Annotated in this window: 13 protein-coding genes; 8 read left to right on the top strand and 5 right to left on the bottom strand. The window is 65.9% G+C overall.

The annotated features are described in order from the left end of the window. Positions 1–68 precede the first annotated feature (68 nt). Positions 69–1205, top strand: a complete 1137-nt coding sequence (locus AC5RVZ_RS08745; RefSeq protein ID WP_494065355.1) for an acyltransferase — start codon at positions 69–71, stop codon at positions 1203–1205. Here AC5RVZ_RS08745 and AC5RVZ_RS08750 read toward each other — a convergent pair. The 3 genes from AC5RVZ_RS08750 to AC5RVZ_RS08760 form a co-directional block, all read right to left on the bottom strand. After that, positions 1202–2890, bottom strand: coding sequence for a formate--tetrahydrofolate ligase (locus AC5RVZ_RS08750; protein WP_494065356.1), 1689 nt, complete (start codon positions 2888–2890; stop codon positions 1202–1204). The two genes, AC5RVZ_RS08745 and AC5RVZ_RS08750, sit on opposite strands and share 4 nt — an antisense overlap. A 253-nt stretch (positions 2891–3143) precedes the next feature. Then, entirely contained in the window at positions 3144–3404 is a 261-nt protein-coding gene (locus AC5RVZ_RS08755) for a GlsB/YeaQ/YmgE family stress response membrane protein (RefSeq protein WP_494065357.1), read from the bottom strand. A 323-nt stretch (positions 3405–3727) separates the two neighbouring features. Then, positions 3728–4294 carry a hypothetical protein gene (locus AC5RVZ_RS08760; RefSeq protein WP_494065358.1) on the bottom strand — a complete coding sequence of 189 codons (567 nt, stop codon included), beginning with the start codon at positions 4292–4294 and terminating at the stop codon, positions 3728–3730. A 504-nt stretch (positions 4295–4798) separates the two neighbouring features. Between AC5RVZ_RS08760 and AC5RVZ_RS08765 the strand changes: the two genes are divergently transcribed. Then, on the top strand, positions 4799–6037 hold the full coding sequence (locus tag AC5RVZ_RS08765) for a DUF418 domain-containing protein (RefSeq protein WP_494065359.1): 1239 nt from the start codon (positions 4799–4801) through the stop codon (positions 6035–6037). 3 nt (positions 6038–6040) lie between these two features. Here AC5RVZ_RS08765 and AC5RVZ_RS08770 read toward each other — a convergent pair whose 3' ends face one another. Next, a complete protein-coding gene (locus tag AC5RVZ_RS08770; protein WP_494065360.1) occupies positions 6041–6661 on the bottom strand; it encodes a histidine phosphatase family protein in 621 nt (206 codons plus the stop codon). Between the two features lie 2 nt (positions 6662–6663). After that, positions 6664–8130 carry a CCA tRNA nucleotidyltransferase gene (locus AC5RVZ_RS08775; protein ID WP_494065361.1) on the bottom strand — a complete coding sequence of 489 codons (1467 nt, stop codon included), beginning with the start codon at positions 8128–8130 and terminating at the stop codon, positions 6664–6666. Positions 8131–8232: 102 nt separating this feature from the next. On the opposite strand from AC5RVZ_RS08775, the gene AC5RVZ_RS08780 reads away from it, so the two are divergent. From AC5RVZ_RS08780 to AC5RVZ_RS08805, 6 genes are all read left to right on the top strand, one after another. Further along, positions 8233–8757, top strand: a complete 525-nt coding sequence (locus AC5RVZ_RS08780) for an NUDIX hydrolase (protein ID WP_493978228.1) — start codon at positions 8233–8235, stop codon at positions 8755–8757. A 53-nt stretch (positions 8758–8810) separates the two neighbouring features. After that, positions 8811–10511, top strand: a complete 1701-nt coding sequence (murJ, locus tag AC5RVZ_RS08785) for a murein biosynthesis integral membrane protein MurJ (RefSeq protein WP_494065362.1) — start codon at positions 8811–8813, stop codon at positions 10509–10511. A 93-nt stretch (positions 10512–10604) separates the two neighbouring features. Continuing rightward, positions 10605–12140 carry an ABC transporter substrate-binding protein gene (locus AC5RVZ_RS08790; protein ID WP_494065363.1) on the top strand — a complete coding sequence of 512 codons (1536 nt, stop codon included), beginning with the start codon at positions 10605–10607 and terminating at the stop codon, positions 12138–12140. 142 nt (positions 12141–12282) lie between these two features. Continuing rightward, positions 12283–13266, top strand: a complete 984-nt coding sequence (gene trxB, locus AC5RVZ_RS08795) for a thioredoxin-disulfide reductase (RefSeq protein WP_494065364.1) — start codon at positions 12283–12285, stop codon at positions 13264–13266. A gap of 23 nt (positions 13267–13289) precedes the next feature. Then, positions 13290–13616: a thioredoxin gene (gene trxA, locus AC5RVZ_RS08800; protein WP_493978232.1), complete on the top strand. Its 327-nt coding sequence runs from the start codon at positions 13290–13292 to the stop codon at positions 13614–13616. A 4-nt stretch (positions 13617–13620) separates the two neighbouring features. Then, positions 13621–14808 (top strand): N-acetylmuramoyl-L-alanine amidase, encoded by a 1188-nt coding sequence (locus AC5RVZ_RS08805; protein ID WP_494065365.1) that lies wholly within the window; start codon positions 13621–13623, stop codon positions 14806–14808. The last annotated feature ends 1579 nt before the right edge of the window (positions 14809–16387 follow it).

A 16387-nucleotide genomic window follows, 5' to 3' on the forward strand; every position in this document is an offset into this window, starting at 1 on the left:
GGCCCAATGGGGCCCGGCCCCGGTTCTTCTTTTGCCAGCCGGCGGCGGCTTCCGGGTAGATTGGGCTCATGGCCGTCCCCTCCCTGTCCCCCGCCGGGGAGCTCCGAGGACCGACCCCCCTCCGCCGCCGCAACTACGCGCTGGACATCCTGCGCATCGTCAGCATCGTCGGCGTGGTTGTCATCCACTCCTTCGGCGAGCTGGCCGGCGACGACGACCGCCGCCACCAGCCGGACTGGATCTGGGCGGCGATCATCGACATAGCCTTCATCTGGGTGGTGCCGGTCTTCGTCATCATCTCCGGCGCCCTGGTGCTGGCGCCGCGGACGCACAAGGAAGGCGCGCTGGCGTTCTACCGCAAACGCGCCCTGCGGCTGCTGCCCGCCCTCGTGGCCTGGCACCTGGCCTACATCTTCCTGGGCAGCCGCCTGATGCTCGGGCGCGAACTCGAACCGGTCGCCGTGCTGGTGTCCGTCTTCGACACCCACGTGTACCCGCACCTGTACTTCCTGTGGCTGATCCTGGGCCTGTACCTGGTGGCACCGCCGCTTGCCCGCTACCTGCAGCGGGTGAGGCTACGGCGGGCCGCCGCCGCAACCGGCGGCGTGCTGGTCCTGACCCTCGCGCTGTTCAGCCTCCAAGCCGCCAGCATCCAGTACGAGTGGGGCTGGCAGTACCCCTGGAACATCCTGACCCAGTGGTTTCCCTACCTGGGGTACTTCATGGCCGGCTGGGTGCTCACCCAGGTGCGCCTTCCGCGCGGTGCCGCCGCGGCGGCGGGAGGCGCCGCCGCCGTGCTCTCCGTTTTCAACATCTGGCACTGGATCAACCAGGATTCCACGCCGCTGCTCAACGTCATCACGCCGTCCAGCTACGTGGGGCTCGGTGTCACCGCGGCGGCGCTGTGCATCTTTGCCGCCGTGTACCACCTGCTGGCCGGATGGCAGCCGCCGGGCTGGCTGGGCCGGTTGCTCGTCCAGCTGTCCAACGCCTCGTTCGGCGTGTTCCTGTGCCACTACCTGTTTCTGACGTGGCTCACCTTCCACGTCTTCCCGGACCGCGAGCCGACGCTGCCGCTCCTGTTCCTGAAGTTCTCGGTGGCCACGGCCTGCTCCTTCGCCCTGACCCTGGTTGCGTTGCGGATTCCCATGCTGCGGTGTTCTAGGCCGCAGCCACCGCAGCCAGGCCGCAGCGGCGCAGGCTAGAAGAGTCCGGTGATGACGCCGTCGTCGTCCACGTCCATCCGGCCGGCCGCCGGTTCCTTCGGCAGGCCCGGCATGGTCATGACGTCGCCGGTCAGCGCCACGATGAAACCCGCCCCGGTCTTCGGGATCAGGTCGCGCACCGTGATGCTGAATCCGCTCGGGGCGCCGAGCACCGCGGGGTTGTCGGTGAAGGAATACTGCGTCTTGGCCATGCACACCGGAAGTTTGCCCCACCCGTTCGCCTCGATCTCGGCCAAGCGCCTGCGCGCCGGGCTGGTGAACTCCACGTGGTCCGCCCCGTAGATCTGCTGGGCGATGGTCTCGATCTTCTTCTCCACGGTCAGGTCAAGGTCGTACAACGGGGAGAACGACTGCGGCTGCTGCAGGACGTCCGCCACCTTCGCCGCCAGCGCGTCGCCGCCGGGGCCGCCGCCGCCCTGGCCCCAGACATCGGCAATGGCCGCCTCGACACCCTTCTGCCGGCACCAGTCCAGCACCCAGTCGAGTTCTTCGGGGCTGTCGGTGGTGAATTTGTTGATGCCCACCACGGGCGTGACACCGAATTTGAGCGCGTTGTCCACGTGGCGCTCCAGGTTGGCGATGCCGGCCTGCACGGCTTCCAGGTTCGGTTCCTTCAACTGCTCCTTCGGGATGCCGCCGTGCATCTTCAGCGCCCGGATGGTGGCCAGCACCACGATGGCGGACGGGGCGAAACCGCCGGCGCGCGCCTTGATGTCCATGAACTTCTCGGCGCCCAGATCGGACCCGAACCCGGCTTCCGTGACGACGACGTCGGCGAGCCGGCGGGCGGTCTGCGTGGCCAGCAGCGAGTTGCAGCCGTGGGCGATATTGGCGAAGGGGCCGCCGTGCACGAAGGCGGGCGTGCCGGCGATGGTCTGGACCAGGTTCGGCTTGATCGCGTCTTTCAGCAGCATGGCAAGCGCGCCCTGCACACCCAGGTCCGCCACGGTGACCGGCTTGCGGTCGTAGGTGTAGCCGACGGTGATCCGGGACAGCCGGGCTTTCAGGTCGGCGAGGTCGGACGAGAGGCAGAAGACCGCCATGACCTCGGAGGCGACGGTGATATCGAAGCCCGCCTCCCGCGGCACTCCCTGCGTCGGCCCGCCCAGACCGATCACCACCTGGCGAAGCGCCCGGTCGTTCATGTCCAGGACGCGCCGGAACGTCAGCCGGCGCGGGTCGATGCCCAGCGCATTGCCCTGATAAATATGGTTATCCACCAGCGCCATCAACGCGTTGTTCGCCGAGGTGATGGCGTGGAAGTCCCCGGTGAAATGCAGGTTGATGTCATCCATCGGGAGCACCTGCGAATAGCCGCCGCCGGTTGCCCCGCCCTTCATGCCCAGGATCGGGCCGAGGGAAGGTTCACGGATGGCCACCATGGTCTTGTGCCCGGCCCTGGCCAGGGCGTCGGCCAGGCCCACCGTGAGCGTGGATTTGCCTTCACCCGCCGGCGTGGGCGACATCGCCGTCACCAGGACCACCTGGCCGCGCGGTTCCTTGTGGCCATCCCCCAACTTGGCGGGATCAACCTTCGCCTTGTAGCTGCCGTAAAACTCGAGAGCCTCCGCCGGGATGCCGGCGGCGTCGGCAATGGCGGTGATGGGCCGCAAAGTGGCGCGGCGGGCAATCTCCAGGTCGGTCAGCGGAGCCGGTGCAGACATCGTCGTCCTTCTTCCTCACATGGGCCATACAGGCGGCAGTACCGCCACAGCCAACGTATCAGCCATCAAGGCCGCCGTCACCGGTCCCTTCGGGGGAGTAGGCGAACCGCGGAATGGGGCCTGGTGAGCTGGCAGGAACCACCTCAGCGCACCGCCGCAGCACTTGGATTGGTCCGGCTCTCGGTCAGAGCATCAAAAAAATGGCCTGCCGCGCGATCGCGCGGCAGGCCATTTTCGTGTCTATCTGCAGCCGTTAGCGGCGGACGGCCCGCCGACCGGACAGGCTTTCTGCCACACCGATCAGAAGTACCGCGGCAATAACGGCGACGATGAATCCAAGTACGTTCAGTTCAAAGATGTCGCCCGTGCCCAGCAGGTTTGCGATGACACCACCGATGACTGCTCCGACTATGCCAAGCAGCAGCGTGGCCACGAGCCCCAGGTTCTGCTTTCCGGGCTTGATAAGGCGGGCAAGTGCTCCGATAACCAGCCCTGCAATGATGAAACCGATCATGTTGCCTCCTCAGGTTGCGATGAACCCACCATAAGCATACTTAGTGATCGTACGCAAAACGTTTCATCTAGCCGGCGACGGTCAGGCGCCACTGAGACGACGCTGGGGCGCAACCTCCGGAAGGCCGATCTTCAATGAAACACCACGGCACTGGAGCGGCGGCGACCGCTTAAAGGCGGAGGTGCTTAAAGGCCGAGGCCCGCGCCTGGAGCAACCCGGGCGCGGGCCTGAAGCTACATCGGGTCCAATGCGACTCATCGGATCCTCCTCGCGGATGTGTCCCCTACAGGACGGCGTATTTATTTGCACTTGCCGGCTGGAACTCAGCGGATGAGCTGGCGGTGCGACAGCAATTCGTCGCGCACCTGTTCCAAGCGCTGTTCGTCAACACCCACGTTCTGTATTCGTTCCCACAGCGAGACGCTCTGGCGGAGCTTGCGGATCATGGCATTCACCTCCTGCCTGGCCAAGAAATTCGGCATGCCCGCTGCCGCGGAGCGTTTCGAGCTGTCCGGCGCCGGCAGGGCGAAGCCCGCACCCCCGCTCACGGCACCGGCGTCGCCGGGACCGTCGCCGCGGGTATCAAGGCCGCGCAGGCTTCCGGCGGTGATCACCTCGCCGTGGCCGCGCCGCTCCGTTTCCCGGGCCTGCGCCGGCTCGGGTGAACGGACGGATCGTTCCGGTGCCGGCAGCACGGCTGCATCCAGCGGTTTCATGAGGGGTTCCTCTCTGGGATGGACGGAGTTCTCTCCGGAATGGGTTGGATTTCGAGCAGGACGCATGGCGGTATCCAGGGGGGTTGCCGTTGTCGGGGCGGGGCCGGTGGCCGTGCTCGAAGCAGCAGCGGGGGTCGCCGCGTCGGCAGCGGGTAATGCGGTAAGGGTGCTCATAGCGAAGTCCTCAAGGCGGAAGGTGAGGCCTCCGCGCGGGGGAGCTAGAGAAGTGCGGCGATTGACAGACGGCAGCGGTTCAAGACTTGAACCGGCCCAATCAGCGAAGTTCTACTGCGCAGAAATGGCGGAGGCGGGTCGTCGGAGCGCGGCGAAGGAGTTAAACACTCCGCCCGGCGTCTTGGTCATATTCACGATTCCCACCTCCCTTTCCTGATAGCGCCAATAGATACGTCCGAGTTGAAGCTCCTGATTGAGAAAGTTCAATCGGACTCGTCCAACGTACCCGATTGCTCCTGCTTCTGCCTAGCCGCGCCCGGGAACTTATTCATCTTTTTCCCGCTGAACCGGCGTGTCGCCCGCAACACGCCGCATAACGACGGCGGCGCCTCCCCTCAACGAGATGCTTCCCCTTTCCGCGACCCCCTCGTTCGCGTTCCGTCCGCCTTGGCCCGGTTTGCCGCCCGTTCCGGCGGCCAGGCAGGGTCCCTAAACTGGACCCGGATGCGAGCACCCCCCCCCGGACGGGACGACGACATGGAAACTGGAGCTCCGCCGGGACCCGCGACCGGACCTGCGGCCCCGAAGTCCCCGGCCCGCGTTGACGAGCTTGACGCCCTGCGGGCCTTCGCGCTGCTGGGCATCCTGTGCGTGAACATCTGGTACTTCGCCGACCCGTATGCCGTCACCGGCGGCTCGAACCCAAAGTTCCAATCCGGTGCGGACACCGCGCTCCGCTTCGCAGTCAGCCTCCTGTTCGAGGCCAAGTTCTACATCCTGTTCTCGTTCCTGTTCGGCTACAGCTTCGTTCTGCAGTGGGCTTCGGCCGTGGCGGACGGCCAGCGCGTCGTCGTCAGGACCGTGCGCCGGGCGGCCGGCCTCGTGGTCCTCGGGCTGCTCCACGGCCTGCTCCTGTTCCACGGGGACATCCTCCTGGCCTACGGCCTGCTGAGCCTGGTGTTGCTCCGCACCCGCGCGCTCTCCGCGCGGGCCGCTGCCGCGGCCGGAGTGGCGGTCATCAGCTGCATGGGCGTGTTCGTCCTGTTGCTGGGACTCATCGCGGCGGCCGCGGGGCCATTCGGCGGCAGTGCCGCGGCGGGCGCCGCGCCGGCGTTCGGGCTGGCCGGCTCTCCCGCCGACGTTCTGGCCCAGAACGCGTCGCTGTATCCGCTGACGCAGCCTAATGCCGTGCTCCTCCAGGGCCCGATTGCCCTCGGCGCGTTCTACCTCGGCCTGGCGTGTGCCAAGGGACGGCTGCTCGAGCGGGGCATCGCACCAGGCACGCTCCGCCGCCTGGCTTTCACGGCGCTGCCGGCCGGGCTGGCCGCTTCTGCGCTGCAGGCGTGGTTGCAGCACGGCGTCGGCGGTCCGGCGATGACCGTGGTGGCCTTTGGCATTTCCACGTTGACCGGGCCGCTGCTGACGGCAGGTTACGTCGGAGTGCTGCTGCTGTCCTTCCGCACCGCGGCCGGACGCGCCCTGTGCGCCGTGCTGGCTCCAGCAGGCCGCCTCGCGCTGACCAACTATCTGGGACAGTCCGTGCTGATGGCCCTGGTCTTCACTGGTTTCGGGCTGGCGTTGACCGGCCGGTTGGCCCCGCCCGCGGTGCTCGGGGTGGCGGGGCTCCTCTTTGTGGCGCAACTGCTGGCCAGCGGCTGGTGGGTGAAGAGGTTCCGGTACGGGCCGCTGGAGTGGCTGCTGCGCAGCCTCACCTACTGGCGGCGTCCGGCCATGCTCCGTTAGCGGCTAGAGGTTCCAACCCGCAATCGCGGGCGTCTTCTTGTCCCACCCCAGCCGGCAGACGGCAGCGGTATCCAGCACGAAGTGCCGGCCCTCGATGGGTTCCAGGCCAAGCCAGCGGGCCGCAAGCACGCGGAGGAAGTGCCCGTGTGCCACCAGCAAGACCTGGCGGGGCCCTGGCGGTTCGGACGACGGCGTGGGACGCGGGGCCGTGCTGTCCAGCACCTTGGCGATCACATGATCGGCCCGGTCCGCCACCTCTTGCAGCGACTCGCCGCCGCGGACGCCGTGGGTCCAGATCAGGTACGAGGGATCCTTGGCCCGGATGGCGGCGCTCTGGAGGCCTTCATAGTCTCCGTAGTCCCATTCATGCGCTTCGGCCACCACCTCCGCTTCGGGGTAGCCGGCCAGTTCGGCCGTCCGGCGGGCACGCGCCAAGGGGGAGGTCAAGACGGTGTGGAAACGGACTCCCGCCAGCTTCGCCGCGGCGTCGCGGGCCTGCTGGACGCCGGCCGGAGTCAGCTCAAGGTCGGCCAACCCGGTGTACCGGTGGTCGCGCGACCACTCGGTTTCGCCGTGGCGCATCAGCCACAACACCGGAAAATCATGCGGTTCGGCCGCGACCATGGCTATGCCTGCTCCGCGTATTCCGGCTGCGTTCGCCACCAGGCCAGCAGTTTCGCTTTTGCCTCTTCCTGCGCCGCCGGGCCGTTCTCCAGCCGCTCTTCCAGCAGGAATTTGTAGGCGCGGCCGACCAGCGGGCCGGGCCGGATTCCGAGCAGCGCCATGATCTGGGCGCCGTCCAGGTCCGGCCGGACGGCGTCCATTTGCTCCTGCTCCTTCAGCGTGGCGATCCGCTGCTCCAGGTCGTCGTAGGCGAAGGCGAGCCGCTCCGCCTTGCGCTTGTTCCGCGTGGTCACGTCGGAGCGGGTCAGCCGGTGCAGCCGCTCGAGCAGCGGTCCGGCGTCGTTGACGTAGCGGCGCACGGCCGAATCCGTCCAGCCCGCCTCCCCGTAGCCGTAGAAGCGCATGTGCAGTTCCACCAGCCGAGAGACGGCCTTGATGGTCTCGTTGTCGAAGCGCAGCTTCTTCATCCGCTTGGCGGTGAGCTTGGAGCCCACCACGTCGTGGTGGCGGAAGCTGACCGCGCCGGAGGGTTCGAATCGGCGGGTAGCCGGCTTGCCGACGTCGTGCATCAGGGCAGCGAACCGCAGGACGAAGTCCGGACCCGGCACCGCGCCGTCGTCGTCAGTCTCCAAGGCGCAGGCCTGCTCCAACACGGTGAGCGAGTGCTGGTAGACGTCCTTGTGCCGGTGGTGCTCATCGATCTCCAGCCGCAGCGCCGCGACCTCCGGCAGCACGTAATCCGCAAGGCCGGTGTCCACCAGCAGGTCCACGCCGGCGCGCGGGTCCTTGCCGTTGATCAGCTTGGTCAGTTCGTCGCGGACGCGTTCGGCGGAGATGATCTCGATCCGCGCGGCCATGTCCGTCATCGCCTCCTCCACCTCGGGTGCCACGTCCACGTTGAGCTGGGAGGCGAACCGCGCGGCACGCATCATCCGGAGGGGGTCATCGGAGAACGACGCCGACGGCGCGCCCGGGGTGCGCAGCACCCCCGCGTGGAGGTCCTTGACGCCGCCATGCGGATCCACCAGTTCCAGCGACGGCAGCCGCAGCGCCATCGCATTCATGGTGAAGTCGCGGCGGAACAGGTCGTCCTCCAGGGACGTCCCGAAAGCCACCACGGGCTTGCGGGAATCCGGGTCGTAGGCCTCGGCCCGGTAGGTGGTTACCTCGATCATGTGCTGGCCCTTGCGCAGGCCGATGGTCCCGAAATCGCGGCCGATCTCCCAGAACTTGTCCGCCCACTTCCCGACGACGGCGATGGTGGCATCCGGATCGGCGTCGGTCGTGAAATCGAGGTCCGGGGAGACCCGGCCCAGGAACAGGTCGCGCACCGGTCCGCCGACCAGCGAGAGTTCGTGGCCCGCTGCCGCAAACAGTTCTCCCAGTTCGATCACGACGTCCGGCAACGGCAGGGACGGGACGTTGGAACCGGGTGCTGATGCGAACTGCGAACCAAAAAGGTGAACCATAGTGACTTAAGCGTGCCAGATGCCGGGCGCGATGTTTAACAAAGTCCCGCGGCTCGGCCCCGGCATCATCGGCCCGTAACAAAAATCGTTAGAGTGGACTGCATGGCACACCCGGTTCCGAGCGCCCCGAAGCGCACCCCGCTGACAGCGTCAGTGGGCAGCGCCGCGCCCGGACACCATTCCCTGCCCACCGTGGAGGAGATCTCGGCCGGCGGCGTGGTGGTCGATACGTCGACCCCGGACCTGAACGTGGCCATCATCGCGCGCTTCAACCGCGGCGGCCGGCTCGAGTGGTGCCTGCCCAAGGGCCACCCCGAGGGCCGGGAGACCAACGAAGAGGCCGCCGTCCGGGAAGTCGAAGAAGAAACAGGGATCAAGGGCCGCGTGCTGGCCACGCTGGGCAGCATCGACTATTGGTTCACCGTCAGCGGCCACCGCGTCCACAAGACCGTGCACCACTTCCTGCTCGAGGCCACCGGCGGCTTGTTGACCATCGAGAATGATCCGGACCATGAGGCAGTGGACGTGGCCTGGGTTCCGCTGGCGGAGCTGGGCCGGAAGCTGTCCTTCCCCAACGAACGGCGGATCGTGGACCTGGCCCGGGAAGTCCTGCCCGGGCACCTTTGAGCCCCGGCCGGATCCGGCGGTTCGGCCGTTTTCAGGTGAGAACATAGAGGACGATGTCCGAGACCCAGACCCCCTCCCCCAGCCCGTCCGTGCAGCAGCACAGCACAGCCAAGTCCAGTGCCATCATGGCGGCCGGGACCATGGTGTCCCGCGTTCTGGGGTTTGTCCGCACCGCTTTGCTGGCGGTCGCGATCGGCGCCAACACGACGATGGGCGACATCTTCGAGAAGGCCAACACCATCCCGAACATCATCTACCTGCTGCTGGCGGGCGGGGTGTTCAACGTGGTGCTGGTGCCGCAGATCATCAAGGCCAGCCAGAAGAGCGACGGCGGGGCGGACTTCGTCAGCCGGCTGCTGAGCCTGACGCTGCTGGTGCTGGCCGGGATCGCGCTGCTGGCAACACTGCTGGCCGCGCCGATCATCTCCGCCCTGACCCGCGGCTGGACGCCGGTCATGCTGGAACTCGGCACCGTCTTCGCCGTGTGGTGCCTGCCGCAGATCTTTTTCTACGGGCTGTACGCCGTGGTGGGCCAGGTGCTCAACGCCCACGGCCGGTTCGGCTGGTACATGTGGGCTCCCGCCCTGAACAACGTCGTCGCCATCGGCACGCTGGCGCTGTACATCGCACTGTACGGCCGGTATCTGCCCGGCAAGGACGACCCGGAGCTTTGGACCAGCGCCCAGACAATGGTGCTGGCCGGCGGCACCACGCTGGGCATCGTGCTGCAGGCGCTGATCCTGTTGTGGCCGCTGGGACGGCTGGGGATGGGCCTCAAGCTCAAGCTCGGCTGGCGCGGCATGGGCTTCGCCGCCACCGGAAAGGTGGCCATGTGGAGCCTGGCCACCATGGTCATCGCCAACACCGCGTACCTCTTCTACGGGTCGATCGCCTCCGGCGCCACGGCCGCGCGCGCCGAGCTGGCAGGGCCCGGCGCCTCGGTCCCCGGCGAGTACGCCCTGAATACCGCCCAACTGATCGCCATGCTGCCGCATTCGGTCTTCGTCCTCTCGGTGGCCACGGTGCTGTTCAACCAGTTGTCCCGCCAGCAATCGAGCGGGGCGGTGGACGACGTGCGGCATACCGTGAACTCGGGGCTGCGCACCATCGGCGTCGCCACCGTCTTCGGGGCCGCCTCCGTGGTGGTGCTGGCCGGCCCGCTGGCCCGCTTGTTTGCCGGGTCGGGCCCCACCGCGGCGGCCTCCGCTGCGTCGATGGGCCAGGTGCTGACCATCCTCGCGGCCGGCATGCCCTTCATGAGCATCTACTTCTTCCTGGGCCGGGTGTTCTATGCGGAGGAAGACGCCAAAACGCCGTTGATCATGCAGGCGATCTGCTCCGGCGCGTCGGTGGTCCTGGCCGTGCTGATCGCCTGGTTGATCGATCCCACCCTGGTGGTCTACGCGCTGGCGCTGCTGTTCACGGTGTTCCACGTGGTCTCGGCGGTCCTTGCCCACTACTTTGCCCGCCGCCGGCTGGGCGACTACGGCGCGGGCCGCGTCGTGGATACCTACATCCGGCTCGGTTATGCCGGACTGGGCTCCGGGTTGGTGGGCGCAGCGGTCCTGTGGCTGTTCGGCGGTTACGCCAACGGCGGATTCGCCTGGCAGTCCATCGCCACCGCCATGGTGACCATCGCCGTCGTCGGACTGGTCATGGCCGCTGTATACCTGCTGCTCCTGCGCGCGCTTCGGGTCGAGGAGCTGCAGGACTTCCTGCGGCCGATGCTTAAACGGTTGCCCGGACGCGCCTGACAGAAGCGGGTATCGGGTCCGGCAGCGGATAGCATGGAAACCAAATTATCCAGTCACGGGCACCTGCCCAGGACATTTCGCCGGGAGGAACTAGTGCCGCAGCCAGTTGATGTGGGCATGCTGCTTGGTGGCCGCTACAAGGTCACTGCCCAAGTGCTTGCGTCCGCCGAGAACGATCTGGTCCTGGACGGCATTGACCAGGTGCTCAACCGGCCGGTCAGCATCCTGGTGGCAGCGCCGGAGAATGCCAGCCAGGTCGCCATGAGCGCCCGTGAGATAGCCACCGGCGAGCGGGCGGGCAACGTCCAGGTGCTGGACCTCGGCAATGCCGACGGATTCACCTACCTGGTGACCAACGAGGCCCAGGCGGCCGACCTCCTGGACCTGGTCATTCAGCAGGACGGGCCGTATGTAGAGCCCTTCTTCACCGACACACTCGGTTCGGAGATCTTCGGCCAGGCCCGTTCCACGGAGCCGGAGCCGTATGAGGACGAATACGAGTATGAGGACTACGACGAGGAGCCTCGCCAGAGCCTGCGCGAGAGGCTGAACAAGCTCGACCTGCCCAAATTGGGCCGGAACGGCGGCGACGGGACGTCCAAGCCCCGGTTCGGCGCCCGTCCTGAGGCCCCGGCCCGAGGCGCCGGGTCCGCTGCGGGAGCTGCGGCCGCCGCAGCATCTGCCGGGGCGGTCGTGCCGCCGCCGCCCTCCGCTCCCCCGGCCCCACAGGTCGCGAGCCCGGCCACGGCGCCGGTGTCGCGGCAGGCTCCGGCGGCCAACCGGCCGGCTGCCGCTCCGACTCCGGCTCCGGCAGGCAAGCCCAAAGTCAGCTTGTGGCCCGGCGACGACGACGACAAGCCGGGTGTGCGGTCGGCCGGCATGTTCCCGTCCGCCGCCCGCACCAGCAGCGAACCCGCGGTCGATGACTACGAGTACGACGAATACGACGACGAAGAGCGCAACAGCCCGAGGTCTTCCAGGTTGCTGGTGGGCGGGTTGCTCGCCGTCTTGCTGGTGATCGCGATCGTGGTGGCCGTGAGCCAGCTGAATCTGTTCCGCGGCGGCCCGGTCGCCGACGGCTCGCAGGGCGGAAACGAAACCGCGGCCGCCGAACCGGCAGAGACGGGCGCGGCAGAAGAAACGTCGGCTCCGGCCGATGAAGTCGTCGAGCCGGTCATCGCCGGCCTCACCCGCCAGGTCCCGGACTTGCCGGAACTCGACGTGGAGAACGACGGCAAACTGCCCGAAGCCATCGACGGCAACCCCGCCACTTACTGGGCCAGTTACCAGTACGCGTCGGACCAGTTCGGCGGCTACGCCGGAAACATGGCGCTGGTTGTCGAGCTGGAAGAGTCCTCAAGCATCAGCTCGGTGGTGTTGACCCAACTGAGCGGCACCGGAGGAAACTTCTCCGTGCTCCTGAACGATGAACCCACGTTGGACGGTGCCGACCAGGTCGCGCAGGGAAGCTTTACGGCACAGAAGACCACTATTCCGGTCCCTGAACAGGATGGCGCCGCGCCCAAAGCGCAGTACGTCCTGATCAACTTCACGCAGTTGCCGAGGCTGTCCAACCCCATGGGCGGCATGCCGTTCGGCATCCGCATGGCCGAGATCGAAGTCTCTTAGCCCGTCCAGGGGGCGGCTGCGCAACAAGCTCGCCGGAATAAGCCGGGGGCACCCGCCGTTGAGACAAGTGCCGGGCTAACCGCCCCTTCGGGGTGGCCGGCCTTAGGGTTACATCAACATCAGAGGAAGAGGTTCGCAGGCAGTGAGCACAGATACCACACCGTCCGTCCGCGACGTCATCATCGTTGGGTCCGGTCCGGCCGGCTACACGGCAGCTGTTTACACCGCGCGCGCCAATCTCAACCCACTGCTCATCGCCAGCTCCGTAGAGGCAGGCGGCGAGCTGATGAACACCACCGACGTGGAAAACTACCCCGGGTTCCCTGACGGCATCCTGGGTCCCGAGCTGATGGAGAACTTCCAGAAGCAGGCCGAACGCTTCGGCACCGAGATCCTGTTTGAAGACGTCACAAGCCTTGAACTGGAAGGTCCGGTCAAGAAGGTCACCATCGGCTCGGGCGAAACCTTCCTGGCCCGGTCCGTGATCATCTCCACCGGTTCCGCCTACCGGGAGCTCGGACTGCCGGACGAAAAGCGCCTGGCCGGCCACGGCGTCAGCTGGTGCGCAACCTGTGACGGTTTCTTCTTCAAGGGCCAGAACATCGCCGTCATCGGCGGCGGCGACTCGGCGATGGAAGAAGCCCTCTTCCTGACCAAGTTCGCGGAGTCTGTCACGGTGGTTCACCGGCGGGATACCCTGCGTGCCTCGAAGATCATGCAGGACCGCGCCCTGGCCCACGAGAAGATCAAGTTCGTGTGGAACTCGGAAGTCGTCGGGCTTGAAGGCGACACGAAGGTCACCGCGCTGAAGCTCAAGAACACGGTCGACGGCTCCGAGTCGGTGCTGCCCGTAACGGGCGTGTTCGTCGCCATCGGCAACGATCCCCGGGTGTCCCTGGTCAAGGACCAGCTGGAACTGACGCCCGAGGGCACGATCGCCGTCGAGGGCCGGTCGTCCCGCACCTCCCTGCCGGGCGTCTTCGCTGCCGGCGACGTTATTGACCCCACCTACCGCCAGGCCATCACCGCCGCGGGCAGCGGCTGTGCGGCCGCCATCGATGTGGAACACTATCTCGCTGAGCGGGCAGACACCCTGGCCGACGTCGCCGAGCCCGCAACAGTCTGAATCGGTTGTAAAAGGAGAAAAGCATGAGCAACGCAAAAGATGTCACTGACGCTACTTTCGACGCGGATGTCCTGCAGTCCGCCAAACCCGTGATCGTCGATTTCTGGGCGGAGTGGTGCGGTCCGTGCCGCATGCTCTCGCCGATTCTCGATGACATTGCTGCTGAGCATTCCGACAAGGTAGAGGTCGTCAAGCTCAACGTGGACGACAATCCCGCCACCGCAGCCCAGTACGGTATCACTTCAATTCCAGCCGTCTATGTCTTCAAGGACGGCGCGGTGGCCGCGACATCCATCGGCGCCAAGCCGAAGCAGGTCATTGAGCAGGAATTCGCAGAATTCCTTAACTAGCCAGATGGAAGACGACGCTGCAGACCAGAGCCTGCGCCGTTCAGACATTAGTCGACGCGTAGTAGCCCTTCGTGAAGGGCTACTACGCGCTGGCGTTTCCATGGCCTATTTGGCGCCGGATCAAGTAAACAACCCCACGGTCTTTGACGACCATGTGGATGCGGCCGTACGCACCTTCCAGCAGCACCGGGGACTGATGGTCGACGGCGTGGTCGGTCAGGAAACCGAGCGCGCCCTGGCGGAGGCGCAGTTCAAGCTCGGGGATCGTCCGCTGATATTCACGCTGGACGCGTCGCCTCTTCGTGGCGATGATGTCACCGAGCTGCAGCGCCAGTTGTCGTTCCTCGGCTTCTACTACGGTCACATCGATGGCGAGTATGGCGAACGGACCTACCACGCGGTCCGCGAGCTGCAGTTAAATCTGGGGCTCGAACCTTCCGGCGTCGCGGATCAACAACTGGCTGCCTCGATGGAACGCATTAATAGGACGATCAGTCCGAGCCAGGCGTTCTCGCTCCGGGATTACGAACGGCTCAACCAAGCCTCTGCGGCACTGCGCGGCCGGACTATCGCCCTCGCCCCCGGCGCCGGCGATGCGCACTGGGCAGACAGCTCCGACGTTGCCTCCGGCAGCCGCCTGACCGAGAAGCTCGTCGCCGGAGACGTCGCCAGCCGAGTGAAGAAGATCCTGACCGAACTCGGTGCCAGCGTGGAAATCGTTGACAAGGAAACCGAAGGCGGTGGTTTGGACCGCACTTCGCTTATCAAGAAATTCTCTCCGAGCTTGAGCGTTGCCCTCCACTGTGACTGGTTGCCGCAAGAGGCAGCCAACGGCGTCAGCGCGTTCTTTTGGGGACGTCCTGAGTCAGGTGAAGTCCGTTCTCCCATTGGGCACCGCGCCGGCGAACTTATCCTGAAGGAGATTGTGGCCCGCACCGGGTCTACCAACCTGGGTATTCACGGTCGAAGCTGGGATATCCTGCGGCTGCCCAGCACCCCCTCGGTGCAACTGGATCTTGGTTATTTGAGCAGCCCGTTTGACTCGCGTCGCCTCGCTGATCCTATTTACCGGCAGGTCTTGGCCGACTCCATTGTCATCGCCATTCAGAGGCTGTATCTGCTGGAAGAGGACGACGAGCCGACAGGCACATTGGCGCTCGACGACGTCCTCCGCTTCAACCCAGGAACCTGACGCCCGTTAGCGTCGCTCCCCTGTTTCACGTGGAGCGCCGGCGGTCTACATTGAACACCTGCGTTTTACGTGGAACCGGCTGGGCATCTTTTTCCTTGTCGGTCGTTTCACGTGAAACCCCCCTCCCCCGCGAGCCACGCCGCCGAATCAGCACCCGCATTTCGCGCGGTCTGGGACGATCCAAAGGCATGACCGTAGCCGGCCCAGCAACGAACCAACGAGAGTAACCTGCTCATCAACTGCCCGACCCGCGCCTGACACTGTTGGTTTCGGTGTAGCTAGAAATGGACGGTCCGCGTGAGCGCGTCAGAGTCGTCGTTGCTCCTCCGTCTTTTCTTGGCGCGTCGCTCCTGATAGCCGGGCAGGTGGAAACCCTGTGACCGGGGTCGACCCCTCCCGGCCACAGCTTTGCGAGTAACAAGAACCGTCGGACATTTCCCCAGGTCCAAGCCGACCGCCTCTTGTCCGGCCTGTCCTTCAGGTCAAGAGACAACGACGAAACCAAGCGGGGGCTCGGGACCCGCATGGTTCCACGTGAAACCTCGGCATCCAAGGGCCGATTTCGTGTCTAGATCACTGTCGCACTTGCACTAAATGGCACGCCCGCTTTCACGGTCCGGGTCTCGGTGGATGCCGGGGTCGCGACTACGTGCCTGGTCAACGGCCTGGGCTGTTGTTTATATCTAAGTGCGTCAAGAAGCGGCACCGCGGCCCGACTTTCAGCGGACCGGCGGATCATCTCTTGTGACATGGAGAGGGACTAAGGCACCCGAGAATGAATCTGGGAAAGAATCCGCGTAAACCATATCGTTCGCGTCAGCACGAAAGCCGCGCTGTAAGAGAGTGCGTCGGCCAGCCAAGCGGTGCCGCTGCGAGGATTCCTAGCTGGGGGCCTCCGCACGCGTATTTGAGCAGCGGGATCGCCACTCCGGTCTAACGCGACGGCAACGCTTTTGGCAGCACACGTAGAGATCGATCCCTTCATCCCCAAGGGGGGTGCTCGCTCGATCTCTCGGTTTCTGCCGGTCCGCCGCTGCCAACCTGCTGTTCAGCACCGTCGGTCAACGGAGCTTCCGTCGCGACACGACTGTCCTCCATATCAGCGCCTGGTGGGCCGGCCCCATCCTGAGCCCGATCGGGTCCGGCGGCTGTTGAGGCGCCGGGAGTCCTGAGTGTTTCACGTGGAACCCCACGTCTCATCCGATCGGCACCGGCACGTTGTGGCCTCGGGAGTCGGGTTTGGACGTCTAAAGCCAGTTTGGGTCGTTCCACGTGAAACATACGGGCTCACTCCTTGGACCAGAAGCCCCACAGCATGCAATGCCACGTGCCAGCCGCAACTCGGACGAATGCTGCCGCGGCAGCTGGCCACTGTTTATGCGTCGCAAACACAGAGCTCTCCCCAACAAGAAAGGGGAGCTCCATGCGGAGGCTTCCGGCAGGATCAGTCGGTGGGCGTTGCGCCTGTCCACTGGTGTTGCCTGCGGCTAACGTCCGGGGTATGAGTCGAAGCTAGCTGTGGATCCTTGCCTCGCCCAACACATAGCCCGCAAACACCCAAGGCCCGCCAAACATGTGG

It is taken from the genome of Arthrobacter sp. Cza30 (genome assembly GCF_059090765.1).

Excerpts from the sequence above, each read along its gene's own strand:
- AC5RVZ_RS08780 (WP_493978228.1), top strand. The coding sequence starts at position 8,233 with ATGGCACACCCGGTTCCGAGCGCCCCGAAGCGCACCCCGCTGACAGCG.
- AC5RVZ_RS08760 (WP_494065358.1), bottom strand. The coding sequence starts at position 4,294 with ATGAGCACCCTTACCGCATTACCCGCTGCCGACGCGGCGACCCCCGCT.
- AC5RVZ_RS08770 (WP_494065360.1), bottom strand. The coding sequence starts at position 6,661 with ATGGTCGCGGCCGAACCGCATGATTTTCCGGTGTTGTGGCTGATGCGC.
- AC5RVZ_RS08765 (WP_494065359.1), top strand. The coding sequence starts at position 4,799 with ATGCGAGCACCCCCCCCCGGACGGGACGACGACATGGAAACTGGAGCT.
- trxA (WP_493978232.1), top strand. The coding sequence starts at position 13,290 with ATGAGCAACGCAAAAGATGTCACTGACGCTACTTTCGACGCGGATGTC.
- AC5RVZ_RS08805 (WP_494065365.1), top strand. The coding sequence starts at position 13,621 with ATGGAAGACGACGCTGCAGACCAGAGCCTGCGCCGTTCAGACATTAGT.
- AC5RVZ_RS08755 (WP_494065357.1), bottom strand. The coding sequence starts at position 3,404 with ATGATCGGTTTCATCATTGCAGGGCTGGTTATCGGAGCACTTGCCCGC.
- AC5RVZ_RS08775 (WP_494065361.1), bottom strand. The coding sequence starts at position 8,130 with ATGGTTCACCTTTTTGGTTCGCAGTTCGCATCAGCACCCGGTTCCAAC.
- murJ (WP_494065362.1), top strand. The coding sequence starts at position 8,811 with ATGTCCGAGACCCAGACCCCCTCCCCCAGCCCGTCCGTGCAGCAGCAC.
- AC5RVZ_RS08745 (WP_494065355.1), top strand. The coding sequence starts at position 69 with ATGGCCGTCCCCTCCCTGTCCCCCGCCGGGGAGCTCCGAGGACCGACC.
- AC5RVZ_RS08750 (WP_494065356.1), bottom strand. The coding sequence starts at position 2,890 with ATGTCTGCACCGGCTCCGCTGACCGACCTGGAGATTGCCCGCCGCGCC.